The organism is Pseudomonas sp. NBRC 111132 (assembly GCF_001320565.1).
GTDB lineage: Bacteria > Pseudomonadota > Gammaproteobacteria > Pseudomonadales > Pseudomonadaceae > Aquipseudomonas > Aquipseudomonas putida_P.
On the sequence record NZ_BCBI01000007.1, the window covers coordinates 18,250 to 41,572 of the forward strand.

Annotated in this window: 18 protein-coding genes and 1 pseudogene; 5 read left to right on the forward strand and 14 right to left on the reverse strand. The window is 53.9% G+C overall.

Translation table 11 applies throughout. The features are described from left to right. Window positions 1-101: 101 nt before the first annotated feature. The 10 genes from APH35_RS28765 to wecB all read right to left on the reverse strand — a co-directional run bounded on the left by APH35_RS28765 (window position 102) and on the right by wecB (window position 14,168). Window positions 102-1,451, reverse strand: a complete 1,350-nt coding sequence (locus tag APH35_RS28765) for an acyltransferase family protein (RefSeq protein ID WP_156341193.1) — start codon at window positions 1,449-1,451, stop codon at window positions 102-104. A gap of 96 nt (window positions 1,452-1,547) precedes the next feature. Next, window positions 1,548-2,045 (reverse strand): acyltransferase family protein, encoded by a 498-nt coding sequence (locus tag APH35_RS05040; RefSeq protein WP_060514305.1) that lies wholly within the window; start codon window positions 2,043-2,045, stop codon window positions 1,548-1,550. A gap of 222 nt (window positions 2,046-2,267) precedes the next feature. Continuing rightward, window positions 2,268-3,455 (reverse strand): glycosyltransferase family 4 protein, encoded by a 1,188-nt coding sequence (locus APH35_RS05045; RefSeq protein ID WP_060514306.1) that lies wholly within the window; start codon window positions 3,453-3,455, stop codon window positions 2,268-2,270. Further along, complete coding sequence (locus APH35_RS28080; RefSeq protein ID WP_177335350.1) at window positions 3,448-4,683, reverse strand: glycosyltransferase; 1,236 nt, start codon at window positions 4,681-4,683, stop codon at window positions 3,448-3,450. The genes APH35_RS05045 and APH35_RS28080 overlap by 8 nt, the downstream gene beginning before the upstream one ends. A gap of 24 nt (window positions 4,684-4,707) precedes the next feature. After that, window positions 4,708-6,441, reverse strand: a complete 1,734-nt coding sequence (locus tag APH35_RS05050; protein ID WP_156341194.1) for a hypothetical protein — start codon at window positions 6,439-6,441, stop codon at window positions 4,708-4,710. 16 nt (window positions 6,442-6,457) lie between these two features. Beyond that, complete coding sequence (locus APH35_RS05055; protein WP_060514308.1) at window positions 6,458-6,934, reverse strand: hypothetical protein; 477 nt, start codon at window positions 6,932-6,934, stop codon at window positions 6,458-6,460. 43 nt (window positions 6,935-6,977) lie between these two features. Next, entirely contained in the window at window positions 6,978-9,560 is a 2,583-nt protein-coding gene (locus APH35_RS05060; RefSeq protein WP_060514309.1) for a heparinase II/III domain-containing protein, read from the reverse strand. 10 nt (window positions 9,561-9,570) lie between these two features. Further along, a complete protein-coding gene (locus tag APH35_RS05065) occupies window positions 9,571-11,757 on the reverse strand; it encodes a glycosyltransferase (protein WP_060514310.1) in 2,187 nt (728 codons plus the stop codon). Between the two features lie 11 nt (window positions 11,758-11,768). Continuing rightward, the gene (wecC, locus tag APH35_RS05070; protein ID WP_060514311.1) at window positions 11,769-13,016 is read right to left on the reverse strand and encodes a UDP-N-acetyl-D-mannosamine dehydrogenase; all 1,248 of its coding nucleotides are present in this window, start codon (window positions 13,014-13,016) and stop codon (window positions 11,769-11,771) included. A 27-nt stretch (window positions 13,017-13,043) separates the two neighbouring features. Continuing rightward, the gene (wecB, locus tag APH35_RS05075; RefSeq protein ID WP_060514312.1) at window positions 13,044-14,168 is read right to left on the reverse strand and encodes a non-hydrolyzing UDP-N-acetylglucosamine 2-epimerase; all 1,125 of its coding nucleotides are present in this window, start codon (window positions 14,166-14,168) and stop codon (window positions 13,044-13,046) included. 690 nt (window positions 14,169-14,858) lie between these two features. Here wecB and APH35_RS05080 point away from each other — a divergent pair. After that, window positions 14,859-15,194, forward strand: a complete 336-nt coding sequence (locus tag APH35_RS05080; protein WP_012271068.1) for a ComEA family DNA-binding protein — start codon at window positions 14,859-14,861, stop codon at window positions 15,192-15,194. A 251-nt stretch (window positions 15,195-15,445) separates the two neighbouring features. Here APH35_RS05080 and APH35_RS28085 read toward each other — a convergent pair whose 3' ends face one another. Continuing rightward, window positions 15,446-15,613, reverse strand: coding sequence for a DUF2897 family protein (locus APH35_RS28085; protein WP_012271069.1), 168 nt, complete (start codon window positions 15,611-15,613; stop codon window positions 15,446-15,448). Between the two features lie 181 nt (window positions 15,614-15,794). Here APH35_RS28085 and pyrF point away from each other — a divergent pair, with 181 nt between their 5' ends. Continuing rightward, window positions 15,795-16,496, forward strand: a complete 702-nt coding sequence (pyrF, locus tag APH35_RS05085; RefSeq protein ID WP_060492565.1) for an orotidine-5'-phosphate decarboxylase — start codon at window positions 15,795-15,797, stop codon at window positions 16,494-16,496. 101 nt (window positions 16,497-16,597) lie between these two features. Here the strand turns inward: pyrF and APH35_RS05090 are convergent, their stop codons facing one another. Both APH35_RS05090 and APH35_RS05095 read right to left on the reverse strand, forming a co-directional pair. After that, window positions 16,598-17,623: an acyltransferase gene (locus tag APH35_RS05090; protein WP_060514313.1), complete on the reverse strand. Its 1,026-nt coding sequence runs from the start codon at window positions 17,621-17,623 to the stop codon at window positions 16,598-16,600. A gap of 164 nt (window positions 17,624-17,787) precedes the next feature. Beyond that, window positions 17,788-18,789: an NADP-dependent oxidoreductase gene (locus tag APH35_RS05095; RefSeq protein WP_060492563.1), complete on the reverse strand. Its 1,002-nt coding sequence runs from the start codon at window positions 18,787-18,789 to the stop codon at window positions 17,788-17,790. Between the two features lie 177 nt (window positions 18,790-18,966). Here APH35_RS05095 and APH35_RS05100 point away from each other — a divergent pair, with 177 nt between their 5' ends. From APH35_RS05100 to APH35_RS29675, 3 genes and pseudogenes are all read left to right on the forward strand, one after another. After that, window positions 18,967-19,728, forward strand: coding sequence for an SDR family oxidoreductase (locus APH35_RS05100; RefSeq protein WP_060514314.1), 762 nt, complete (start codon window positions 18,967-18,969; stop codon window positions 19,726-19,728). Window positions 19,729-20,918: 1,190 nt separating this feature from the next. Then, window positions 20,919-21,011, forward strand: a pseudogene (locus tag APH35_RS29670) (hypothetical protein); the annotation flags it as partial. Between the two features lie 204 nt (window positions 21,012-21,215). After that, on the forward strand, window positions 21,216-21,920 hold the full coding sequence (locus APH35_RS29675; protein WP_371040180.1) for a methyl-accepting chemotaxis protein: 705 nt from the start codon (window positions 21,216-21,218) through the stop codon (window positions 21,918-21,920). A 106-nt stretch (window positions 21,921-22,026) separates the two neighbouring features. On the opposite strand, the gene APH35_RS05110 is transcribed toward APH35_RS29675, so the two are convergent. After that, complete coding sequence (locus APH35_RS05110; RefSeq protein WP_012271074.1) at window positions 22,027-23,217, reverse strand: benzoate/H(+) symporter BenE family transporter; 1,191 nt, start codon at window positions 23,215-23,217, stop codon at window positions 22,027-22,029. Between the last annotated feature and the right edge of the window lie 106 nt (window positions 23,218-23,323).

Genomic DNA, 23,323 nt, shown 5'->3' on the forward strand with positions numbered 1-23,323 from the left:
GAGATAATCGTTGTCTCAGGTTTAAAACAAGTGAGCGTTGACAGATTACCTCAATAAGCAGATGGCCTGGCATATATTTTGTGCCAGGCCATTTTGCTGCGTTAGAAAGTAAGCTCCGCCGACTTGTTCGGGTTTTGGATGTACGCTTTTCCAAGCGTGTAAGACCCGTACATGCTCAGGTGACCCTTGTCAAAATAAAGCGGTTTACCATCAAAGTATGCTGAACAGATACCGTTTGTGCATAGATAATTTCTTAGCGTAAATGTAGAGACATTTGGGTACTTTGAAACTATCTGGGTGATTTTGAGGTTGACCTCAGTGTCTGAAGATGAACTGTAGCGCGAGCTGGCCTCGCAATTAAGCAGCGGTATTTTCCTGGCCTTTTCTGCACATTCTCTATCGTATTTCTCAAAGCGAGGTGCTTGGAGTCCAACCACGACGTTGGGTACCAAGCTTGAAAGCGTTGCAATTTGCTTTTCTAAATCTGCAAAAAAAGTATCGGATTTATTGTACGTTGCCCAAGATGCGGCAATAAATACGGTTCTATAGTCTTTTGCGTAATTCAATATGTTGGAGTTATAGTTTGCGCAAGACTTGCTGATCGCGCTGGCGACATACTTGCTATTGTTATTTGAGATTGGGACGCAAGCGCTGTGGGTAATGTTGCGTGCAGAGTGCTTACTATTTTCAGCTACCGCTCTGATGAAGCCGACATAATGAGCAGCATTAGAGTCACCGATAATTAGCATCGACGGTTTTGCTGACAAATCACCGATGAGACAGCGCGGATCGTTAATTGTGGACTGGTTGAATCTGGCAAGCTGGCAGTTGAACTTGTATGCCAATGCTGGTTTGGTGTTTACAGAAGATAGATCAACCTTGGATGAGTTCTTTTCAACGATTGGGTTTAAAATATCGCCGTTGGCTAAAATTAGCCCGGTTGATACTGCTGCTAAACCTATAGAAGCCGGAATGGCGGTGAGAATGGCCTTCTTGTTAGAAGTGCCAGACCTAAACCGTTTCTCAACTTGAAAGTATGAAAATAGGGTTGTCATGCAGATGGCTAGTGCGCAGATGGCGATGGCGCCAAGTGTTACTGGCTCGCCGTACGCATATCTGTAGAAAGCGAGGACCGGCCAATGCCATAAATACAGCGAAAAGGATACGAGTCCAACGGCTACGATAGGCCGAACTGAAATAATGGAAGCTAAGAAATTTTTCCCAAAGGTGCCAGAGGCAATTACCAAGGCAGTGGCTATAGCGGGAATTACTGATATAAAGCCTGGAAAACCGTCGTTTTCACGAATACACCACAGTGACCAAGTAAGCCCGGCTGTACCCAAGGTCGCAAGTAAATTCGATACCCACCGTGATGAATTGCCGGAATTTTTCTCACAAATCCAATATGTGACTGCGCCAACCAGCAACTCACCAGCCCTAGCAGGTAGCATGTAGTATGCAAAGCTCGGGTCGGAAAGGAGTGTATGCTGGCCAATCCAGAAGCATACGGCTGCAATAGATAAGGCTGCGAAAGTTAAAAGTTTTTTTCAGCCAATTTTAAACAAAATTAGCAAAAGTGCTGGCCAAATTAGATAAAATTGTTCTTCTACGCCCAATGACCATAAATGCAGTAGAGGGATGGTGTCAGATGAGGCTGCGAAGTAACTGGTGTCTAGAAATTTCCAAAAATAGACATTTGCAAGCGAAAATGTAGCAGCTATCGCCGACTTTGAAAGAGACTTAACATCCTCGGGGAGCATAAATAATGCGCCGAAAATTAAGGTGCACAGCGTCACGAAAAGAGTGGCTGGTACAATCCTGCGTATGCGTCGAATATAAAAATCAGAAAATAAAAAATTCCCAGATAATACTTGTCGAATTATGATGCCGGTGATCAGGTATCCAGATATTACGAAGAAAATATCGACACCGACGAACCCACCTGGAAGCCATTCTTTGTTGAAGTGAAAAATCACAACGGCCAGTACGGCCAAAGCCCGTAACCCGTCTATATCTGGACGGTAGGCCAGGTGTTTGCCTTGCATTTTTGTTTTCCCTGTCATGGGGCCATTGAAAATATATTAAAGCTTTAGCAGTATCTTTGGTGTTTATTGTGATGCGAGATTTAATTCTCTACAGACATCAAAAGCAGAATGCTTTTCGAGTTATTGGCTGATATCTAAGTTGACTTGATGGGGGTAAAGCGAAAAAAATCATAAAAGCTTGTCCTGTTGCTGTACTTGTGGTGGATATATTGAATGAATATTCTATGACGGCTCAAGTAGCTCAAGTATTTCCCTGGCCATCGGGCGCATTATTCGATTTCGAGAGTATCGCTCAATAAAGTCCGGTCGTGAAACCTGGCCGAGGCGTAAGCTCTTCAAGGCTTGCATTGCGCCTTCAGCGTCACAAGGATCAAATACGACCGAGTTGCTGACTTCGTTGGCAAGGAACTTGGCAGCATAACCGGTGGCACCGGCCCAGATTGGTTTGCCAGTAGCTGCGTACTCAAAGAGTTTTGATGGAAGTACGCGACGGAAGGCCCTGTGGGTATTGAGATGCAGGAACAGTACGTCGGAGCTTTCATAAAGGCGAAGTAGGTCTTTTCTAGGTATGGGGGCAATAATTTCAACATTGTTGATTCCTTTGCCTTCCAAAGCATCTTTTAAAAGACCGACGCGCGACCCAGCACCGACAACCTGAATGTGCGCTTTACCCTCCAGTCGCTGTGCAAGCTCTGGAATAATCAAATGCAAACCTTGGCCATCACCAATGTTACCGGCGTACAAGATACGCAGTGATTCTGGAGCGCTAGTTAGCTCATTTGTATTCATGGGGAAGTCCATGAAATCTTTATCTACACCATTTGTATATAGAGAAAATATGCGCTCAGGATAACGAATTGTAAAGTAATCAAGAAAGCCACGCGAAACAAGGTTTACCTTTTCAGCGTGATCAACCGTCCATCGCTCAAGTCGCGAGAAGCCCCATGAAAGTGGTGCGGAAAAGGGGGGGGGGAGCAACTCCTGGATGTTTTTTACAAAAATGTCGCGTATATCCAAATATAATTTTGTTTGCTGTTTTTTGGCTATCCATGCACCCAGTGCAGCAGTCATCAAGCGCGATGATGTGGCGACCACGAGATCGTATTGCACTGAGTGTATGTAGCGTGCGGCCTGAAACGCAAACCAAATAAAAGCTCGAGACTGATCTATAAATCCACTCTTGTGAGATGGGAGCTTTATTCGAATTATACGAACTCGACCATCAAGTTCAAGTTTAGAGGCAGGTGCTGAATATGACTCATAGCGATTTGGCTGAGTGGTAATCACATCAATGTGAACGTCCTCGCCAGTTTGTAGACGAATAGCATCTAATAACGCTTGGGCGCGAAACGAGCCAGCACTCAAATCGGGCGGGAAGAAAAAGGTCAGTAAGAGGATGCGCTTATGCATCATGCGCTCCCTTACGTGTGCGAGATGGGCTGAAAAGTACTCGTTGATATAAATCTATTAGCTCTTTTTCTTGAGTTTCCCAGCTAAGTGCATGCGCAGAAATTAACGCCTGCTTCGCATGATGCTCCCGCTTCTCCTTGTCGTTGATAAGTAGTCTTATTGCAAAGCCAAGAGATTCGTCGCAACCAGGCTTTACGAGTAGGCCTAGATTATGTTTTGTTACTTTTTGCCTGATCTCAGGCAGGTCTGATGCAACTACGGGAAGTCCTGCTTGAATGTATTCGAAGAGCTTGTTCGAGTCGGTTGTGTAGTGGTTCAGGCATGTGTTTTCTATCGGCTGGACACCAACGTCTGCTGACGCCGTATAACTAAGAAGTTCATCTAGTGCGACGGTGGAAATAAAATGAACGCGCTCCTGTAAATTCAGCTCGCTGACAATGGAGTACAAACTTTTTTCAAGGCGACCGCCACCGATGAAAACAAAATATGTATCAGGTACTTTGGCGGCCACACGAACCAAACGCTCAAGCCCACGGCCCTGTTGAATACCGCCTTGGTAAAGAACGATTGGCCAAGGATTTGCTAGATTAAGTTCATCGCGGATACGATTGGACTTTTTTACGCATTGGAAGCGAGGTCGATTTTGGAGAACCAAAGGACGGTTGACAGCATAAGCACGGGCAAAGAATTTTGCTCGTGCTGTTGTGGTCGTAATAGTACCGTCAGCACGCGGCATTAACTTTTGCTCTACTACAGCTACTAATCTTCTGAAGCTCGAATAGCCCTCTCGGCTTGTGCTGATTTCGTGAGCATCATAGACCAGATGCGCTTGGCTTATTCGTGCTGCTAGCCAACTAGTTGGTAAAGTGTTGACATCGTGCGAATGTACGACATCGGGACGATACTTGACAATTGACCAGAGGAGGCCCATGTGGGTCCAGAGTCTAGCTGCTATACGTAGCACCCGCTTGTAAGGTTTAAGATGTGGTACAGGGCCTGCCATGGCGTTGGAATTCGCGCTGGCAAGCGAATTACTCCGCTTGCGCAGTTTCCAGAAAGGGCTCCGCCCTACGCGTTTGACACCAATGTTACCTGGCAAAATTTCACTGGGCAGAGTGACGCCCGGTGTGTGCAAGGCAAAAACGGTGACTTCGTGACCTGCGCTTTGCAGAGTCTGAGCTTCTTTCAATACTCTTGCGTCGTTGCGAAACTCATTCCATACGAGCATGGCTACTCTGGACAAATACGTACCTCAAGCAGGAATCGGCACCTCGGCTTGTGCCTCTAGTTTTTCTAGGATGTCCGGGAGCATATTGAATGCGCTGGCGAACTGCTGGCGCTGCAGCAGGCGCTCTAAAGCATACAGAAGTGCACATAATACAATGTGCTGTACATGTACGTTAGAAAATTCGCTTCGCTTGCAACGAATATCTTCAAAGCGCTCAACCAGTCGCTGCAGATCTGTCTCAAGAATTGGCCATCCAGCGCCAATTGGCTCCAAACTCCATCGGCCCCAGTGGCATAGTGCAAAATTCCCATCCGAGAACTGCTGAAGAGTATCCACGTTCACGTCAGGATTCACAATTTGAAGCGGAAGGGCTTCCAAATTCTTTTCAATTTTTGGTAAATACTCAGAAAATCGGTCTACGATTTGCTGTGCACCTTCGCTTTGGGATCCTAGCCTCAAGCGATCAATCACCGTTGAGTCAAGCCTCTGCCACAGAAGTGGTCGCGAGCGGCAGTAACGCGAGACGAGTGCAGGTGGAGGTGTGAAAGCCATCAAACTTGTGGAAATCTCCATCCCGCCGGGCTTGACTTCCTTGGGGATTGATTTTCTGGCGTCTTGCCAAGCAAATATGTGACAGTGATAGTTGTCCAGGTGTGTGGCGCCCAGAAATTCTGGAGTGGGGAGCGTCTTTGCATTCTTACTGGCCAGCAGTGTCGCCTCTTGCATGGCGAGCTCTCTTCTATGGCTAGCGTAAATCTTAACCAAGAACAATTCTTCACTATTTTTTTGACCGTTGTGAGTGATCACTTTGAATGCAAACACATCATTTGCACCCGTCTGGTGCCATGCGGTGTCTTGAATGCTGTAGTGATCACCAAGCAGCTCATGAATCAATGTCTGAAGCCATGCCTGGCGGCGCCGGTGCTCCAGAAGCGACCAGAATCCTTTATTTGCCAATGGCTTATCAGTTTTCAAAACGTGGCCATGAAAGAATAACGCGCTGATTTGAGGCTTTTGTTGCAACAAGTTAGCGAAATCCAGAATGATGGTGGAAAGACGCTGCATTGTTTGTCGGGAAAGTATGAGCGCAACAATTGCGATCATTTTCCCTTTGTGGATATCTTGCAGAAGTGCAAATGTAATCCATACAAATGCGAGTAGAAAACCGATCGATGTCAGAACTTTTGCAGTTCCGCCGATCCCGCTATCTATTTTCTTCTTAAACCAATGATTGTGTTTATAAAGCTGTGAGGCGGCAACATAGGTCCCAATGCAGTACGTGACAAGCAAAGCTGCCAGGCTAGGAAAGTAGAAAGATAGACCGGTGATTGCAAAAAATATAAATATTAAAGACGCCAAGCTTTGTACGTAGCGCTGATAAGCCCTACTGGATATCTCTTCCTGGTCATGGAAAAGAGTAATCTTCTGGCTCTTTTCAAGCATGCGCTTAGCGCCACGCTCCGCGCAAAACTTGATTGTGTGTTCTGCAACTCCGTAGAGAAGATAAAATACGCCTGCTGCGCAGCTCAGAGCCACCACTAGCTTGCTGTGCCCCAGGCTATGCCAAGATTCAGGGTAATAATGGGGTATGCCATTACTGCCCAATAGAATTATGACCTTAAGCGGAAGGAAGAATGTTAGCAACAGTGATAGCTGTGAAACTAATGTTAGGATAACTACCGTAACCGTATTGATAGGCGCAATGTGAAACATTTTAGCGCCAAGAGATACGTACCATCCTACTATATTGCGCAGCATGCGTGACTAACCCTTATCAGCTTTCAGTCTTGGTGTCTTCAAGCTTCCAGGTCAGCACAAGGCGAGTTTGTGCTTTTCCGTCTTTAGCATCTGCCAGGGACTTGTAGCTGGCATGTACAGGTGGAGTGCTTTTCTTTATATAAGACAGATTGTAAGCGTTCTCGGACTCTGGCTTGGCTTTACGGGCATAACCGAGTTTGGCCAAAGTGTAGTAAAGAGAGCCCTCTACAGACATTTTCTCGGCAGGCAATACGATTACTTGGCGTTGGAACTTACCATTCTTGTTTTCTACGATGAAGGTTTTGATGATTTTACCATCAACACCTACTTTAATGCCGTTTGGCAGTTCGACTGCGGCTTGACCTTCATTAACGTAGCTTGCTGCTGGCTGAGATGTTGCCGACGTTTTCGGCGCCTCCGCATCATTGCAGCCTGCGAGAGCGAAGGTGAACAGTGCTGCCAAAGTGGTGTATTTGAGAGTAGAGATTTTCATTTTTTTTCCTGATCTAAAAATATCATTAGATTAAATTTTGTAGTTAAAAATTCAAAACATTTCTGACGGAGTTAATGATTGAGATGGTGTCTTCCTTGTTCGGCGGTGTGTGCCCCGCTTCCTTGTCTGCATAATAAATTACGTGCAAGGTCCTGTCGGAGCGCATTGGGTCGTCAAGATTTTGCTCTGAGTAGCTTTCTTCAATCATTGACTTCAAAAGCAACTTGGTGTGGAGGTTTAGATGCTTTTCATCGTGGATGTTTTGGAATATATAAGCCGCCTGTTTACGCATAAGCGGGTCAAGGTCTACTACGAGGCGACTCCTGTAGTCATTGATGACCTTTTGCGGAGACATACCAGGGTAGCAACGTTGAACCATTTTTTCGAAATGAGGACGACTGTAATTGTAGAGGTAAGTCTGAGGATTTATGGCTATAACCGGGCTGTCTGGGAAGGTATTGGCCAACTGAAGGGCCGTGAAACCACCGCCCGATGAGCCAAACAGTGCAATATCCTCTGTTGCATAGCCGGTATCATTGGAGATTTTTTTGATCAAGACACCGAGCGCCTCAATTCCATAGGCGCTGACGTGGTTCTGGAACCAAGCTATGCTTAGATCGTTGCTCGACTTGATTGAAGGATCGGTGAACGCAATAACACTGCAGTCAAAGTTTTTAGACCAACTGTAGCGCTGGAAGTCCAAATGCCCCTTCTCTCGATTTGTAGCTCCCGGCAACATGATAATGAGCTTGTTGCTTTCTCTCATGTTGGCATAGAAATGGAAGTTTACGTTGTTAACAAGAACTTCAAAGGTGCCCTCTCCATTGCCAAGCTCAAGATTGGCGCCAGGTGTAATGCGCTTATGGCTGATTCCTGGCAAAACATTGGGGGTGCTGATGTTGAGTGAGTTGCTGACACCAAATGTTGTATCGAAACCTGAGCCTACGAAGTCAAGTGCTTCCTTTCTCTCGTCCTTGCCCAATGCCAAGCAGGTAATGATACGTTTGTCTTTGGCGAAGAATTTGAAGCCAATTGCTGTTCCAGCACTAACGCTGTTTTCCGAATTGCAAAAAAAGCCTTGAAGGTTTGTGACATCACCGTGATGAATTTGCGCGGCTGCTTCACTATCCAAGCAATCAATGAACAAGCTTCTTTCATCGGCTTGTAGCGATATCGCGTTTTCATTGGCTTGCGTGAGTCTATATGCTGGGTCAGTGTGAAACCACTGAGTCACGGTGCGGGCTTTCGCAAATACGCAGTCGTCGATAATGATCAGCCAGCAGCGGGGCTTGAAATAAATTGTCCGAGCGTGCGTGATCGCGGCAAATTTTAGCGCGCCGGTGATTTTGTAGATGCCTTTACCGCACTCAGTTGTACTTTCGATGGCTGACCCATAGGGCTTCATCTTTAGTACATCAAGGCCCTCGATCTCCAGGCTGTTGTGAGCGCGAGTGCTCGTGAAGTAATTTGCGTAATTATCTTGCTTGAGCGAGTAGGCCCCACTGTCGCATATCACTTTTTCTCCACTTTCAAACCATTCAAACGACAGGCAGTCACGGTGCTTGTGAATGGTGGAGTGATGCATACCCATCATAAATAACATCGATGAGGTACTAACCGGGCTGTTCCAGTTCGAGCGAACTACCGCATAGCCACTGTCATGAAAATCACTCGAAATATATGCTAGGGGCTTGTTAAACTCATCTCTGAGCGCTGTGGTTGGAAGTGAGGTGTGAAGCTTAACAGGGATTGAGTCGCCTATGCGCAACGGTTGCTGTAGGGGGTCTGCGATCCATTTTTTTGCGCGTTGTGCTTTTTCAGCGCAATCTGAGACCACGGTGCTTGCGTTGTACCAGCCCGAAGCGTCGATTGCTTGAATGATCTCGGTTGCATAAAAGTGATATGCCGGCGAGTGTTCGCGGTGGATACCATTTTTATCGAAAAGCGAGCCTACGAGATCCTCCATGTGCGCTAAGGCATAGCTGCGCAACGTATCGCGCTCCTCCGCTTGCAGTGGCAGGGAATAAGTAAGCGCCATGAGCCCGTGAGTTCGATACAAGCCATGGTTGTTTAAATTGAAGATACTGGGGCTGCTAAGCTGTTGAACATGTTTCATGATTACAATGTTCAATACATAAGCATCAGCTTCGCTTAGCTCTAACTCGAAGTGGCGAATGCGCCCTAGGAAAAATGCGCAGGCCAAAGCCCTTAGTCCAACCGATAGGTCGGACCAAGCGTAGCTTTTGGGCTTTTGGGCGCTGCTGATGCCGTCGGAAGTATCGCCGTGTAGTGCCCACCACTCTTTCAATACCTCCAGGAAGGATTGTAAGAGCTCTTGCTTTGCTTCAGACGAGTCGAAGCAGGAAATGACAGGGTACAGGAAAGTCCAGCCCTGTAATTTCATTCGCCAATTAATATCGGTACTGCGTTTTTCCGACTCCCAGTCGACGTGGAAATCAAACGTCGGATCCGCTACTTTGCCGCCAACTTGCGCATACGCAGAGATACATTGATCTGCAATGTCGGCACTGCTTTCTTCGACAAAGGTGTGATGCAGAAAGCATTTAACCGGCAACAGTTGGGCCGTTGAATTTTTATCGCGGCGATGATCTATAGTTATCGACATGGCTTAATGATCAGTTCTGGCGTTCGGCAACCCGTAGAGGGGAGTTCTGGATGGCAGTGGAAGGTACAAGAGCCTCGAGAGAGGCATACAAGTCGGCTACCTTGCTCGACACCACGCTCCAGTCACGCTCGCGACACACCCATTCACGCCCTTGGCGGCCTAGACTCATGCGTAATTCGCTATCTTCGATCATACGCTGGAGCTGGTCGCAGAACGCCTCCACATTGCCTTTTTCGAAGACTAAGCCGTTGTAACCGTCTTCAATAATCTCAGTGAGCGCAGCGCAGCTGGATACAAGAATCGCTTTCCCGCTTGCCAGTGCCTCAAACGGCTTTAACGGCGATACGGTCTCGCATACCAGATAAGGCTTGCGAGGGAATGGTGCTATATCGATGAGGGAATAATAGCGCGGCACATCGTGGTGAGGTACCCGACCCGTGCAGATGACGATTTCATGGAGGTTGAACTCTTCAATCATCAATTTCAGCTGAGGGAGTACAGCACCGTCACCTACTAGCAGGAACTTGAAGTTCTTCACGCCTCGGTCACGAAGCATGGCAACCGCACGCATCAGATCGTCCAGGCCTTCATAGTTAACGATCGAACCGACGTAGCCAATGACCACTTCATCAGAAGCGATACCAAGCTTTGCCGACATTTCGATGTCTTTTGGAACATCGGGCTCAAACAAATGGGTGTGCGCGCAGTTCGGCGCAACAATAATTTTAGCCGGATCTACTCCACGCTCTACCATCAAATCCTTCAGTGCCTTCGTGATGGTTATGACCGCATCAGCATGAATGCAGGCCTCAGCTTCCATCTTGGCGTTAAAGGCATATTGCTCGGTATGCTCCCACTCAGGTTGCCGTGACATTCGGGTAATTTCCCACAGTCCACGAACCTCGTATACCGACTTGATGCCAACCTGGCGGGCAGCTTTAATTGCTGCCAAACCGTTCGGATAGTTGGACGCCGCGTGGATGACTTTAACCTGGTTGGCCTTGGCGTAAGTCACCAGCTGTTCGGCAAAGTTATCAACGTACTCTGTTAGGGTCAGGCTACTCTTACGTGTTTTCTGATCGCAACGCAGGTAGCGAATTTCGTCGACCACATCTTCTGCCGGGATAATATCTGGCAGCTTCGTGCTGATATGCTGCTTGGAGTCAGTAGGGAATCCCGGACGCGAAACTGCATGGGCGACGTATCGTCCGTCTGCTTTGATTCCTTTGAGCAGGCCATGCGTGCGCGTGGCGTAACCCCCTGAGTTGTAAGGCAAGGAGTTATGCAGCAGGTAAAGAACAGAATTACCTGGGACATAATCCGGCGCTGAACGAGCGATAGGGAACGGAAAACCGTTTTCGAGTTTGTCGATATCGTCGGCCACGCGGTGAGACGAAACGTTCCAGCCTTTTTGATCGTTCAGCTTGGCGGCTTCGTTCAGGAAGTCCTCAAGCTCATAAAGGCGGCCTGCATGGGTCAGCAACCCACGTAAGTCAACCAAAAGGTCATGATTAGGATGTGCCATAAATGCCAGTCGCCCGAAGAAAATAGCGGTATCGACAGACGTTTTGGCGAAATATTCGTAGCAGTACATCAGTACTACATACTTGTTTTTCACTTTTTCGATTGGCTTGGCAGCCCTGGCCAGCATCTCCAACGTCACCGGCTGTTTGCTGGCTTGGTGGCGCTCGATAGTGCTGATGATCGAAGAGGTGAGCTGTTTATGTTTAATTTTGATCGGTTCAAGCCTGGCGCCAGGCTTAAGGTAGATATCCAGCAGCTTCTTGATCGAAATCAGCTTGAGCTGGAATCCTGTCGCCCCGTCAGGAAGCGTCAGGAAAACGGTAAACGGTTCACCTTCCGGGGAGGCAGAAAGATACTTGTAGTTGCCAAATCGGTCGGAAGTGGAGAAGCCGAACAGCTTCTCCGGAGCGGTGACCACCCTTCCAGCAGCGTTGTAGTAAACGACCGAGAACACGGCGGCTTTCGCAATTGCCTCTTGTGGGCAATACAGTTCGCCATCGATTCTGAAGTTCGACCCCGAGGCAGCGTTCATCATCCGGTAGGAGAGATGCTTCTTGTTCAGATGCTTTTCATGAACGTTGAGCGGGCTCGAACGTTGTTGTCTTACAACGGCCTTTACTTTTCGCTTGATCTTGCCAAGCAGCGAAACGGCTTTTTGCTTGAAGGGCAGCACCGAATTATCTCCTACTCAAGGCCCACGAAGTCCAGAACAACCGAGCTGGCACGTGCCACCTTGGTCAGTTCAGCGAAGTCACGGTGCTTGACCAGTACGGCAAAGATGTCGGCTTGCTCAACTGCGGCTTCCAGATCCACTTGCTTATGGATTGCCAGGTTTTTAGGCAGTGCCTCGATGTTTGGCTCAACGATCAGCAGTTGCGAATCCAGTTGTGCCGACAGCGTTTCGGTAATGCTCAAGGCCGGGCTTTCGCGCAGGTCGTCGATATCCGGCTTGAACGCCAAACCCAGTACCGCAACACGAGGCATCGAGCCTTTGGATTTGGTCCAGGCTTCTACCTGATGCTTGATCTTCTCGATTACCCACTCAGGCTTATAGTCGTTGACTTCACGTGCTTGGCGGATCAAGCGAGCTTGCTCTGGGGTTTTGCTGACGATGAACCATGGATCCACAGCGATGCAGTGGCCACCGACGCCGGCGCCTGGCTGAAGGATATTGACGCGCGGGTGGTGGTTGGCGAGACGGATTAGTTCGCGAACGTTGACGCCCAGTTTGTCGCAGATCATCGACAATTCGTTGGCGAACGCGATGTTTACGTCGCGGAAGCTGTTCTCAGTCAATTTGCACATTTCAGCAGTGCGGGCGTCGGTGATGATGCACTCGCCTTCGACAAAGCTCTTGTACAGACGAACTGCGGCAGCAGAACACTTAGCCGTCAGACCACCGATGATCCGGTCGTTTTCTACTAGCTCTCGCAGTACGTGCCCTGGCAGAACCCGCTCGGGGCAGTGAGCGATGCGAATGTCGGAGTTCTCGCCGTGAGTGGCGGGGAACGTCAAGTCCTGGCGAGCGGCTGCGAGCCAATCGGCCATGGCTTCAGTCGCGCCAACTGGAGAGGTGGATTCTAGAATTACCAAGTCGCCAGCTTTCAGAACCGGGGCAATCGCCTCGCTAGCTGCTTTGATGTAGGTCAGGTCTGGCTGGTGGTTTTCCTTGAATGGAGTCGGCACTGCAATCAGGAAAGCGTCCGCTGCTTCTGGCTGGGTGGTAGCACGCAGGTAGCCTTCGGTAACCGAGGCGTGCACCAGCATGTCCAGTTCTGGTTCAACGATGTGGATTTCACCACGGTTGATTGTGTCTACAGCGTGCTGGTTGATGTCTACGCCAATTACCTTCTTCTTGCGCGATGCGAAGATAGCGGCGGTAGGCAGGCCGATGTAACCCAGGCCGATGACGGAGATTTTTTCAAAGCTCATGCGCGATTCTCGAGAGATAAAGGTTGGTCAGATTGTTTTTGCGAGGTTTTCGAGAATGCGAGCGCAGGCTCGTCCATCTCCATATGGGTTGTGCGCTACGCTCATCTGGCGATACGCCTCTTCGTTTGTGAGCAATTCGCGAAGGTTCTGAGTAATTGCCTCCGCAGTCGTGCCAACCAAGCGAACAGTTCCGGCAGCAACTGCTTCCGGACGTTCAGTGGTATCTCGCATGACCAGCACGGGTTTGCCCAGCGACGGCGCTTCTTCTTGAATGCCGCCGGAGTCGGTGAGAATCAGGTGGGAGCGATTCATCAGGTAGACGAATGGCAGGTAGTCGAGCGGCTCGATCAGGTGCACGTTGCTAATCCCTGAGAGCAGGCTGTTTACTGGGCCACGAACGTTCGGGTTCAGGTGTACCGGATAGACGATGTCGACTTCCGGGAATTCTTCTGCTGTGTCTTTCAGTGCTTGGCAAATGCGCAAGAATCCATCGCCGAAGTTCTCGCGACGGTGACCTGTTACCAAGATCATCCGGCGCTTTTCTTCGAGGAAATCGAATTGCTGCTGGAACTTGGCTTTCAGCTCGGGGCTTTCCAGCTTCTTCACGACTTCCATAAGCGCGTCAATCACGGTGTTGCCTGTGGTGTGGATTTGCGCTGGGTTGATTCCTTCCCGTAGCAGGTTGTCATGGGAGGTTGAAGTGGGGGCAAAGTGCAGAGCTGCCAGCACGCCGGTCAAGCGGCGGTTGCCTTCTTCTGGCCACGGCGAATACAGGTTGCCAGTACGCAAGCCTGCTTCAACGTGAGCGATCGGGATCTGCTGGTAATAGGCAGCCAAACTGGTGGCCAGAGTTGTTGCGGTATCGCCATGCACTAAGACCACATCCGGTTTGAACTCGGCCAGTACAGGCTTCAGCCCCTGCAGAATCGCCGTGGTCACGTCCGTCAGATCCTGGCCAGGCTTCATGATGTTCAGATCATAGTCTGGCGTGATCTCGAACAGTTCCAGCACTTGATCGAGCATCTGGCGGTGCTGGCCAGTTACGCAAACGCGCGACTCGAAACGGTCGTCCTGAGCAAGGTTGAGAGCCAGAGGTGCCATTTTGATGGCCTCCGGGCGGGTGCCAAATACAGTGAGGGTCTTGAGGGGCACGGCAACGTTCTTCTGTGTGTTGAGTGAAGGCGATTAGAACTGGGAGCTACAGATGCTGACTCAGGGGATACGCAGGTCGGCCGGGGGGGTTGGCCTGGCTGGAATCGCGCGCGGTATACCGAGCGGTTCCAGTGGATGATATGAAAAAGATTTCATTTTGCTCGGATCCTTCAAGCATAGCTGTTGTCCAATGACGGTAAATTTATCACTTTGTCATCAATATGACATCCCATCTGGCACGTTTTTTTCCCCTGATCGTAGGAAATTGCCGACAAGTATCGATGGATTGGATCCTATTTTTGTCTGAATGATCAATAAAAACGATTGTTTAATGTTATTCAGACATCATGCCAACAAAGTCAATATCACTAACGTATACGACGAACGGGCGGGGGCCTTGTCCGGCAAGGCTTGTAGGAAAAGCAACGGCGTTTGGTCTGAATGAAGCCGAGGTTAAACGGGAATTTACCTGGCAGCGTTTTGCCATTGCCTCTTTTTCATGAAGTTAACTTGAAACATGGCGTAACGCCATCATTTTTGGATGGCCGAAGTTGGTTTTTTCAATGTCTGATCCCGTAACGATTAAACGGGCCTAGTTGTTGTTCGCAAAATGGCAGGGCCGCTAGGGTTAGTTGCGCAGCCGAAGGAAAGCGGCTGCTGAAAATCGACCAACCCAAGGAGTGTTCTTCCATGCGTAACAACGTTCTGTCGTACCTGCTGCTGCCACTGTTCGCCAGCCTGTCGTTCTCCCTTAGCGCAGCACCGGCCAGCGCCCCGTCGGCGCCCGAAGCGGTACCCGTGGTGGCTCAGGCGCAGGCCCAGCAAGCGCCTCGGCTGGACCTGAACAAGGCCGATGCGCTGACTTTGCAGAAGGAGTTGAACGGGATAGGAAAGGCCAAGGCCGAAGCCATCGTGGCCTACCGCGAGGCCCATGGGCCGTTTGCTTCGGTGGATGAACTGCTGGAGATCAAGGGGATAGGCAATGCCCTGCTGGAGCGGAATCGTGACAAGGTGATGGTGGAGTAAGGGACGGGCAGGCAGCCAGCTGGCTTGGGGCTGCTAATTGCTTTTTTGGGGCTGGTTTGCAGCCCATCGCGGCGCGAGGCCGCGCCCACAAGAGAGATGCAATCGCTTGTGGGTGCGGCTTTGTTTGGAAAAGGGGGGGGGGCGTTTATAAAAATAAAAAACGAGACAATACAATAGGTTAATTAAGTGTTTTGCCGAGCGTCAAAAAGTTGCCTGAAGCCACGGCGTCTCAAACCCATTGTTTAACCCTTTTAACGGTCCTGCGCGTCCTTGGCATCTGCCTCGGCATTGCGCTCATGCACCTTGCGCAGTTGGTCTTCGGTCAGTGGCAATTTTTTTGCCGTGTCGCGCAGCATCATCAACCCACCGACGATGGAGCCGAGGGCTATGATGAGGATCAGCCAGGCATACCAGGGCATTGTCGTTCTCCTATAGCGGCTAGTGGGCAGCGCTTGTACGAATTTTGAGCATTTGCCCGTTCCATTGGTTCAATTATAGAAGCCAGCCACTGCCGGGCCAATTCCGTGACCCGCGGGCCCCAAAGCTTGCGTCACTTCGTTTACAATGCGCGCCGTTTTCGACTTGCCAAGAGACCCTGCCATGTCCGCCTGCCAGACGCCCCTGATCGTCGCCCTGGATTTCCCTACCCGTGAGGCCGCCCTGAAGCTGGCTGACCAGCTTGACCCTGCGCTGTGCCGGGTAAAGGTTGGCAAGGAGCTGTTTACCAGCAGCGCTTCGGGCATTGTCGAAACCCTGTGCGACAAGGGCTTCGAAGTGTTCCTCGACCTGAAGTTCCACGACATCCCCAACACCACCGCCATGGCGGTAAAGGCCGCCGCCGAGATGGGTGTGTGGATGGTCAACGTGCATTGCTCCGGTGGCCTGCGCATGATGGCTGCCTGCCGCGAAGAGCTGGCCAAGCGCAGCGGCCCGCAGCCGTTGCTGATTGGCGTGACCGTGCTGACCAGCATGGAACGCGAAGACCTGGCTGGCATTGGCCTGGATGTCGACCCGCAGGAGCAGGTGCTGCGCCTGGCGGCACTGGCACAAAAGGCCGGCATGGACGGTTTGGTGTGCTCGGCGCTTGAGGCCCCCGCGCTGAAGGCGGCGCACCCGTCGCTGCAACTGGTGACCCCGGGCATTCGCCCGGCGGGTAGCGCGCAGGATGACCAGCGCCGTATCCTCACTCCGCGCCAGGCACTGGATGCGGGTTCGGATTACCTGGTGATCGGCCGGCCGATCAGCCAGGCAGCCGACCCAGCGCAAGCGCTGGCGGCAGTGGTGGCTGAGATTCGCGCGTAAGTAGCCTGCGATTGTGGAAGAAGGCCAGCACGAGCGTGCTGGCCTTTTTTGTTTCTGCAGGCTGTGTGTGCAGGTTTTTCACCCATCTTCGGTAGCTGGAATCAGATCACTGCGCGCACCGGCTTGAACAGCCTGAGCAAGTAGATCGGTACCAAAGTCAGCACGAAAACAGCCACTGCCAGCAACGGTATCAACCACGCCAGCGAATGCCCCTCGATCAGCGGGCCATAGAAGATGCTGGCCCTGTTCATGATGAACACGTGCAAGCAGTACAGCCCCAACGTACAACCCGACAGCTCGGCCAGCAGCTTACTGTGCTGTACAAGGTGCCCGCCCAGCGCAAGCAGCAGGCGAAAGGCGCAGATGGCGGCCAGCACCACCAACGGAGATACGTAGGAATAGAAAACCTGGTTGGGCTCGCCGTGCTGCATGGACACGGCATGCGTGGCGGCGGCGGTCAGGGCGCCGCTGGTGGCGAAGCCGGCAAGGTTTACCCAGGCGTTGCCCGGGCCGTGCAGCCGAATTTGTTCGTAAACATAGGCGCCCAAGAATGCATAGCCGGCAAACCCCATGAACGTAAACAGCTCATAGGTATGGACCACGTTGGCCAATGTAGGGTTGAACTGTGCGGCGGTGGGCAGCAGGCAACTGATCACTAGCCACAGGCCCAGGAACACTCGCTTCTCCTGTGCCCCGCAATGCTGGTAGACCTTGGCCATGTAGGGCATGAACAAATAAATGCCGATGATCGCGTACAGGTACCAGAGGTGGTAGTAGACAGGGCCGTGGAGCATGGCCACTGCCGCTTGCCACAAGCTGCCGTGCCCGGTGCCCAGGGTCGTGCGCCACAGCGCATAGAACACCGACCAGAACAGCAGCGGCGGCAGTATGCGCACAAAGCGCTTCTGGTAGAACGTGATTGCACCCTCTGTTCGGTTCAACAGCAGGGCGCCAGACAGCATCAGGAACAGGGGGACGCAAGACCTGACCAAGGAGTTGTAGATGTTGGAGGACATCCAGTTGTCATCCAGTTGCAGTGCCCCGGCTGATGCGATGTGAAGGATTATCACCATGAAGCAGGCGGCGATCCTGCAAAGGTCGAGTCCGGCATTCAAGCGTTGCTGCATTGGTTGCCCACCTTGTCGCTACCTTGCGCAATGGGTTCTTGTAGATGCCTGAATGTACGGTGGAAGGGGGAAACTGCAAGCGGTGAAAGTGCCACAACACGTGCTGAGGCCCGACTTCAATGGGGCGCCGCTCCTAAAGGAGGGGCGGCGCAGGCTTTTGAGGGTTAGACCTTCAGCACCAACTTGCCAAAGTTCTCCCCACTGAACAGCTTCAGCAACGTCTCGGGGAAGGTCTCCAACCCCTCCACCACATCTTCCTTGCTCTTCACCTGCCCACTGGCCAGCCACCCGGCAATCTCCAGCGCGGCCTTGCCGTAGTCCTTGCTGTAGTCCATCACCACAAACCCTTCCATACGCGCACGGTTCACCAGTAGCGCCAGGTAGTTGGCTGGCCCCTTCACCGCTTCCTTGTTGTTGTACTGGCTGATCGCGCCGCAAATCACGATGCGGGCCTTGAAGTTGATGCGCGTCAGCACGGCATCGAGGATCTCGCCGCCGACGTTGTCGAAGTACACGTCCACGCCTTTGGGGCATTCGCGCTTCAGGCCAGCCAGTACGTCTTCGGCTTTGTAGTCGATCACCCCGTCAAAGCCCAGCTCGTCCAGCAGGTACCGGCACTTCTCGGCGCCGCCGGCAATGCCGACCACGCGGCACCCTTTGACCTTGGCAATTTGCCCGACAATGCTGCCCACCGCACCGGCCGCGCCGGAGATGACCACGGTATCGCCGGCCTTGGGCTGGCCAACATCCAGCAGGGCGAAGTAGGCCGTCATGCCGGTCATGCCCAGCGCCGACAGGTAGCGGGGCAGGGGGGCCAGGTTGGGGTCGATCTTGTGCAGGCCCTGGGGCTCGCCGGTGAAGTAGTCCTGCACCCCAAGCGCGCCGCTGACGTGGTCGCCTGGTTTGAATGCCGAGTGGTTGGAGGCGACCACTTCGCCCACACCCAGCGCACGCATTACCTGGCCCAGGGCCACGGGCGGGATGTAGGACTTGCCTTCGTTCATCCAGCCGCGCATGGCGGGGTCCAGCGACAGGTACAGGTTACGCACCAGCACCTGGCCTTCGCCGGGTTGTTCGACGGGCACGGTCTCGAAGCTGAAGTCGTCACGGCGCACGGCGCCGACCGGGCGTTTGGCAAGCAGGAAGCGGCGGTTGGTCTGGGTCATGGCGGGTCCTTGTGGGCAGTGGAGTGAGTGAGGTGTTCAATCTACCTTGTTGATTTAGGCAGGTCGTTAACATCACTGACAGGCATGGTAGCCCAACCGTTGGTGTGATGATGCTGCCCGGCCGAGCGGTGGCTGGCTATGCTCTGAACCCCACCTAACCCCCCACAGGAGCACGCGATGAGCATGACCTTTTCTGGCCAGGTAGCCCTGGTGACTGGCGCTGCCGCCGGTATTGGCCGGGCAACCGCCCTGGCTTTCGCCCGCGAGGGCCTGAAGGTGGTGGTGGCCGACCTTGACCCGGTCGGCGGCGAAGCCACTGTGGCGCTGATCCACGCGGCGGGTGGCGAAGCGCTGTTCATTGCCTGCGACGTTACCCGCGACACCGAGGTGCGCCAGCTGCACGAGCGCCTGATCGCCACCTGCGGTCGGCTGGACTATGCCTACAACAACGCTGGGGTCGAGATCGAGCAACACCGTCTGGCGGAAGGCAGCGAGGCAGAGTTCGATGCCATCATGGGTGTGAACGTGAAGGGCGTGTGGTTGTGCATGAAGTACCAGCTGCCTTTGCTGCAGGCCCAGGGCGGTGGGGTCATCGTCAACACGGCCTCGGTGGCGGGGCTGGGGGCGGCGCCGAAGATGAGCATCTACAGCGCCAGCAAGCATGCGGTGATTGGCCTGACCAAGTCGGCGGCCATCGAGTACGCCAAGAAGGGCATCCGCGTGAACGCCGTGTGCCCGGCGGTGATCGACACTGACATGTTCCGCCGTGCCTACGAGGCCGACCCGCGCAAGGCCGAGTTCGCCGCCGCCATGCACCCGGTGGGGCGCATTGGCAAGGTCGAGGAAATCGCCAGTGCGGTGCTGTACCTGTGTAGCGACGGTGCGGCGTTTACCACCGGGCATTGCCTGACGGTCGATGGTGGGGCTACGGCGATCTGAGCGGATAGCGCGTGGCCTTCTTCGCGGGCGCGCCCGCTCCCACAGGTACAGGGCTGCCCTGAGGTCGGATGCGCTTCGTGTGACAGCGGGCAAGCCCGCGAATACCAGCACCCAGGGCGACCTCTGGCAAGCTGATAACGACACGCTCATAGCTATTTGACACTATTCTGACGCCAGGCCTTTGTTCATCGGCTGGCAACGTTGCCACCCTTGGCCTTCGGATAACCTCGCAAGCAGAAGGGGAGTCGGCGATGGGCGCGAACAAGCACGGTGTGCTGGCCAACTTGGGCATGGCCCGCAAACTCGGCCTGGGCTTTGCCCTGGTGCTGCTGTTGACGCTGGCGGTGGCGGCCATCGGCATCGCCGCGTTGCATGGCGTCGGCCAGCGCTTCGACAGCTTGCGTCAGCTGGCCCAGTTCAATACCGACCTGTTGCGCTTGCGCCAGCACGAGCAGGCGTTTGCCCTGCGCTCCGACCTGCAGCAGGCCGAGGCCTTGCGCAGCGGCCTGCAGGGCCTGGTCGAACGTGCCCGCGGCCTGCCGGCGCTGGCGGCGGCGCAAACCGATCTTGCTGCCTATGGCCAGGCATTCGAGGCCTTTGTCGAGGCCGTGCAGGCCAAGGAGCTGGCCCTGGACATGGCCAGCTGGTCGGTGTCCAGCGTGGCCAACAACCTCGATGTGCTGCAGGCCGGCCTGGCCGATGACGGTGTGTACACGCTCAAGCAGTCCCAGGGCCAGCAGGGTGGTGAGTTCCTTGAGCAAGCTGCGCAAGTGGCACAGGTGTCGCGGCTGATGCTGCAGGCCATGGACGAAGCGCGGGTGCGCCTGGAAAAAAGCCGTAAGGGCGAAGAGGGCGTGAGCCAGGAGCGAATTGCCCAGACGGTGGAGGCCGCCAGCCTGGTCAGCCAACTACAGGGTGCGGTTGGCGATGCCGGTTACCAGAGTGTGCTTGGCGAAGTGGCCGGGCACATTGGCAGCTTCTCGGAAAAACTCAACGAATACACCGACCAGTTGGCCCGCGAGCAGGGGCTAAAGGCGCAGTTGCAAACCAGTGCCGAGCAAGTGACCAGGCAAGTCGACCAGGCCTATCTGGGGCAGGAGCAGGCTCTGCAGGGCGAGCTGCAGCGTAATGCCGTTGCCATCGGCCTGGCCACGGTGCTGGCCTTGATCGTCGGTGTATTGGCGGCCTGGATGATTACCCGTGCGGTCGTCGGCCCTCTCCAGCATGTCATCGCCCGCGCCCAGCGTATCGCTGCGGGTGAGCTGGGCTTGGACGCCCAGGCGCCGCGCCGGGACGAGGTGGGGCAACTGATGCAGGCCATGCAGCAGATGGCGGCGGGGCTTTCGGGTATTGTCAGCGGCCTGCAGCAGGGCATCGAACAATTGGCTGGCAACGCCCAGGCGTTGTCGGCGGTGACCGAGCAGACCAATCGCGAGGTGGGCAGCCAGAAGGAAGAAACCGAGCAGGTCGCCACCGCCATGCAGCAGATGACCGCCACCGTGCACGATGTGGCACGCAATGCCGAAGAGGCGGCGCAAGCGGCCCAGGCAGCGGACGAGAAAGTCGACACCGGCCAGCAGGTGGTGCGCCAGAGCATGCAGCGCATCGAGCAGTTGGCGGCGGCGGCGGAAACCGCCAGCGCTGGCATCGACAGCCTCAGTGCCGAAATTCACACCATCGGCGACGTGCTGGAAGTGATCAAGAGCGTGGCCGAGCAAACCAACCTGTTGGCGCTCAATGCCGCCATCGAGGCAGCTCGCGCCGGTGAGCAAGGGCGTGGTTTTGCCGTGGTGGCCGATGAGGTGCGCGCGTTGGCGCGGCGTACCCGGCAATCCACCGAGCAGATCGAGACACTGGTCGCCAGCCTGCGCGGTAATGCCCAGCAATCGGTGGCGCAGATCCGTGGCAGTGCCGAGCTGGTGCGCCTGGCGGTGGCCGATGCGCTGCAGACGGAAAGTGCGCTGGGCAGCATTGCCGCGGCGGTGTCATTGATTCAGCAGATGAACCAGCAGATCGCCGCGGCGGCCGAGCAGCAGAGCTCGGTGGCGGAGGAGATAAGCCGTAGCGTCACGCAGATTCGCGGTAGTGCGGATCAGGCGGCGTTGGCGATGCGGGACAATGCCCGGTCGAGTGTGGAGCTGGCGCAGTTGGGGGCTGATTTGAAAGGGATGGTGGGGCATTTCAGGCTTTAGGTGCCAGGTGCCAGGTGCCAGGTGCCAGGTTCAAAGTGCTTTGTGGGTTTTGAGATTGAGCGCCGCGCGGGCGGCGCTCGATCTCAACCCCAGCGCCTCTCTACCGTCATCCCCTGCGCGGATTCAGGATCATCAAGGTCAGCACCCCCGCCACAATCCCCCAGAACGCCGAGCCTATCGAGAACAGGGTCAACCCCGAAGCCGTGACCATGAAGGTAATCACCGCCGCCTCACGCTCGCGCGCCTCGCTCATGGCCACGGTCAGCCCGTTCATGATCGAACCAAACAGCGCCAGTGCGGCAATCGACAGCACCAGCTCCTTAGGCAATGCCGCAAACAATGCCGCCAAGGTCGCCCCGAACACCCCGGCAATGCCGTAGAAAATCCCGCACCACACCGCCGCGGTGTAGCGTTTGCTCGGGTCTTCATGGGCATGCGGCCCGGTGCAGATCGCTGCGCTGATCGCCGCCAGGTTGACCCCATGCGAGCCGAATGGCGCCAGCAGCAGCGAGGCAAAGCCGGTGGCCGAAATCAGCGGCGAGGCGGGCACCTGGTAGCCGTCGGCACGCAGCACGGCCACGCCGGGCATGTTCTGCGAGGTCATGGCCACTACGAACAGTGGAATGCCGATACTGATGGTTGCCGCCAGCGAGAAGCTGGGTGTGGTCCATACTGGTTTGGCCACTTCCAAGTGGAAGCCGCTGAAGTCCAGCAGGCCCAGCGCGCCGGACAATGCCGTGCCCACCAACAGCGCGGCCAGTACGCAGTAGCGTGGCGACAGGCGCTTGACCAGCAGGTAGCTGAAGAACATGCCCAGCACCAGCAACGTGCGGTGCTGGGCGGCGACGAAGATTTCGCTGCCGATCTTGAACAGGATGCCCGCCAGCAGTGCCGAGGCCAGCGAGGCCGGAATGCGTTTGACCAGGCGCTCGAAGCTGCCGGTCAGGCCACAGATGAGGACCAGTACGGCACAGGTGATATAGGCGCCAATGGCTTCGCCATAGCTGACCCCGCCCAGGCTGGTGATCAGCAAGGCAGCGCCTGGGGTGGACCAGGCCACGGTGACGGGGGTGCGATAGCGCAGCGATAGGCCGATGCTGCACACCGCCATGCCGATGGACAGCGCCCAGATCCATGACGAAATCTGCGCAGTGGTCAGCCCGGCCGCCTGGCCGGCCTGGAACATCAGTACCAGCGAACTGGTGTAGCCGGTGAGCATGGCAATGAAGCCTGCAACCACAGCCGACGGAGAGGTGTCTGCCAGGGGCCGCAGGCGTGCGGAGGTGGCATCGGTCATGAACAAAATCCTTGTAAAGGTGTAAGCAGTTTTTTCAGACTACAGCGCGCAAGGTTGATCCTTGCCATACAGCGGCCATTGCATTTAGCCGTACAGTCACCAACTA

Bases quoted from the DNA above. Each gene is read 5' to 3' on its own strand.
- APH35_RS28765 (WP_156341193.1), bottom strand. From the start codon at position 1,451: ATGCTACCTGCTAGGGCTGGTGAGTTGCTGGTTGGCGCAGTCACATAT.
- APH35_RS05040 (WP_060514305.1), bottom strand. From the start codon at position 2,045: ATGCAAGGCAAACACCTGGCCTACCGTCCAGATATAGACGGGTTACGG.
- APH35_RS05045 (WP_060514306.1), bottom strand. From the start codon at position 3,455: ATGCATAAGCGCATCCTCTTACTGACCTTTTTCTTCCCGCCCGATTTG.
- APH35_RS28080 (WP_177335350.1), bottom strand. From the start codon at position 4,683: ATGCTCGTATGGAATGAGTTTCGCAACGACGCAAGAGTATTGAAAGAA.
- APH35_RS05050 (WP_156341194.1), bottom strand. From the start codon at position 6,441: ATGCTGCGCAATATAGTAGGATGGTACGTATCTCTTGGCGCTAAAATG.
- APH35_RS05055 (WP_060514308.1), bottom strand. From the start codon at position 6,934: ATGAAAATCTCTACTCTCAAATACACCACTTTGGCAGCACTGTTCACC.
- APH35_RS05060 (WP_060514309.1), bottom strand. From the start codon at position 9,560: ATGTCGATAACTATAGATCATCGCCGCGATAAAAATTCAACGGCCCAA.
- wecC (WP_060514311.1), bottom strand. From the start codon at position 13,016: ATGAGCTTTGAAAAAATCTCCGTCATCGGCCTGGGTTACATCGGCCTG.
- APH35_RS05080 (WP_012271068.1), top strand. From the start codon at position 14,859: ATGCGTAACAACGTTCTGTCGTACCTGCTGCTGCCACTGTTCGCCAGC.
- APH35_RS28085 (WP_012271069.1), bottom strand. From the start codon at position 15,613: ATGCCCTGGTATGCCTGGCTGATCCTCATCATAGCCCTCGGCTCCATC.
- pyrF (WP_060492565.1), top strand. From the start codon at position 15,795: ATGTCCGCCTGCCAGACGCCCCTGATCGTCGCCCTGGATTTCCCTACC.
- APH35_RS05090 (WP_060514313.1), bottom strand. From the start codon at position 17,623: ATGCAGCAACGCTTGAATGCCGGACTCGACCTTTGCAGGATCGCCGCC.
- APH35_RS05095 (WP_060492563.1), bottom strand. From the start codon at position 18,789: ATGACCCAGACCAACCGCCGCTTCCTGCTTGCCAAACGCCCGGTCGGC.
- APH35_RS05100 (WP_060514314.1), top strand. From the start codon at position 18,967: ATGAGCATGACCTTTTCTGGCCAGGTAGCCCTGGTGACTGGCGCTGCC.
- APH35_RS29675 (WP_371040180.1), top strand. From the start codon at position 21,216: ATGACCGCCACCGTGCACGATGTGGCACGCAATGCCGAAGAGGCGGCG.
- APH35_RS05110 (WP_012271074.1), bottom strand. From the start codon at position 23,217: ATGACCGATGCCACCTCCGCACGCCTGCGGCCCCTGGCAGACACCTCT.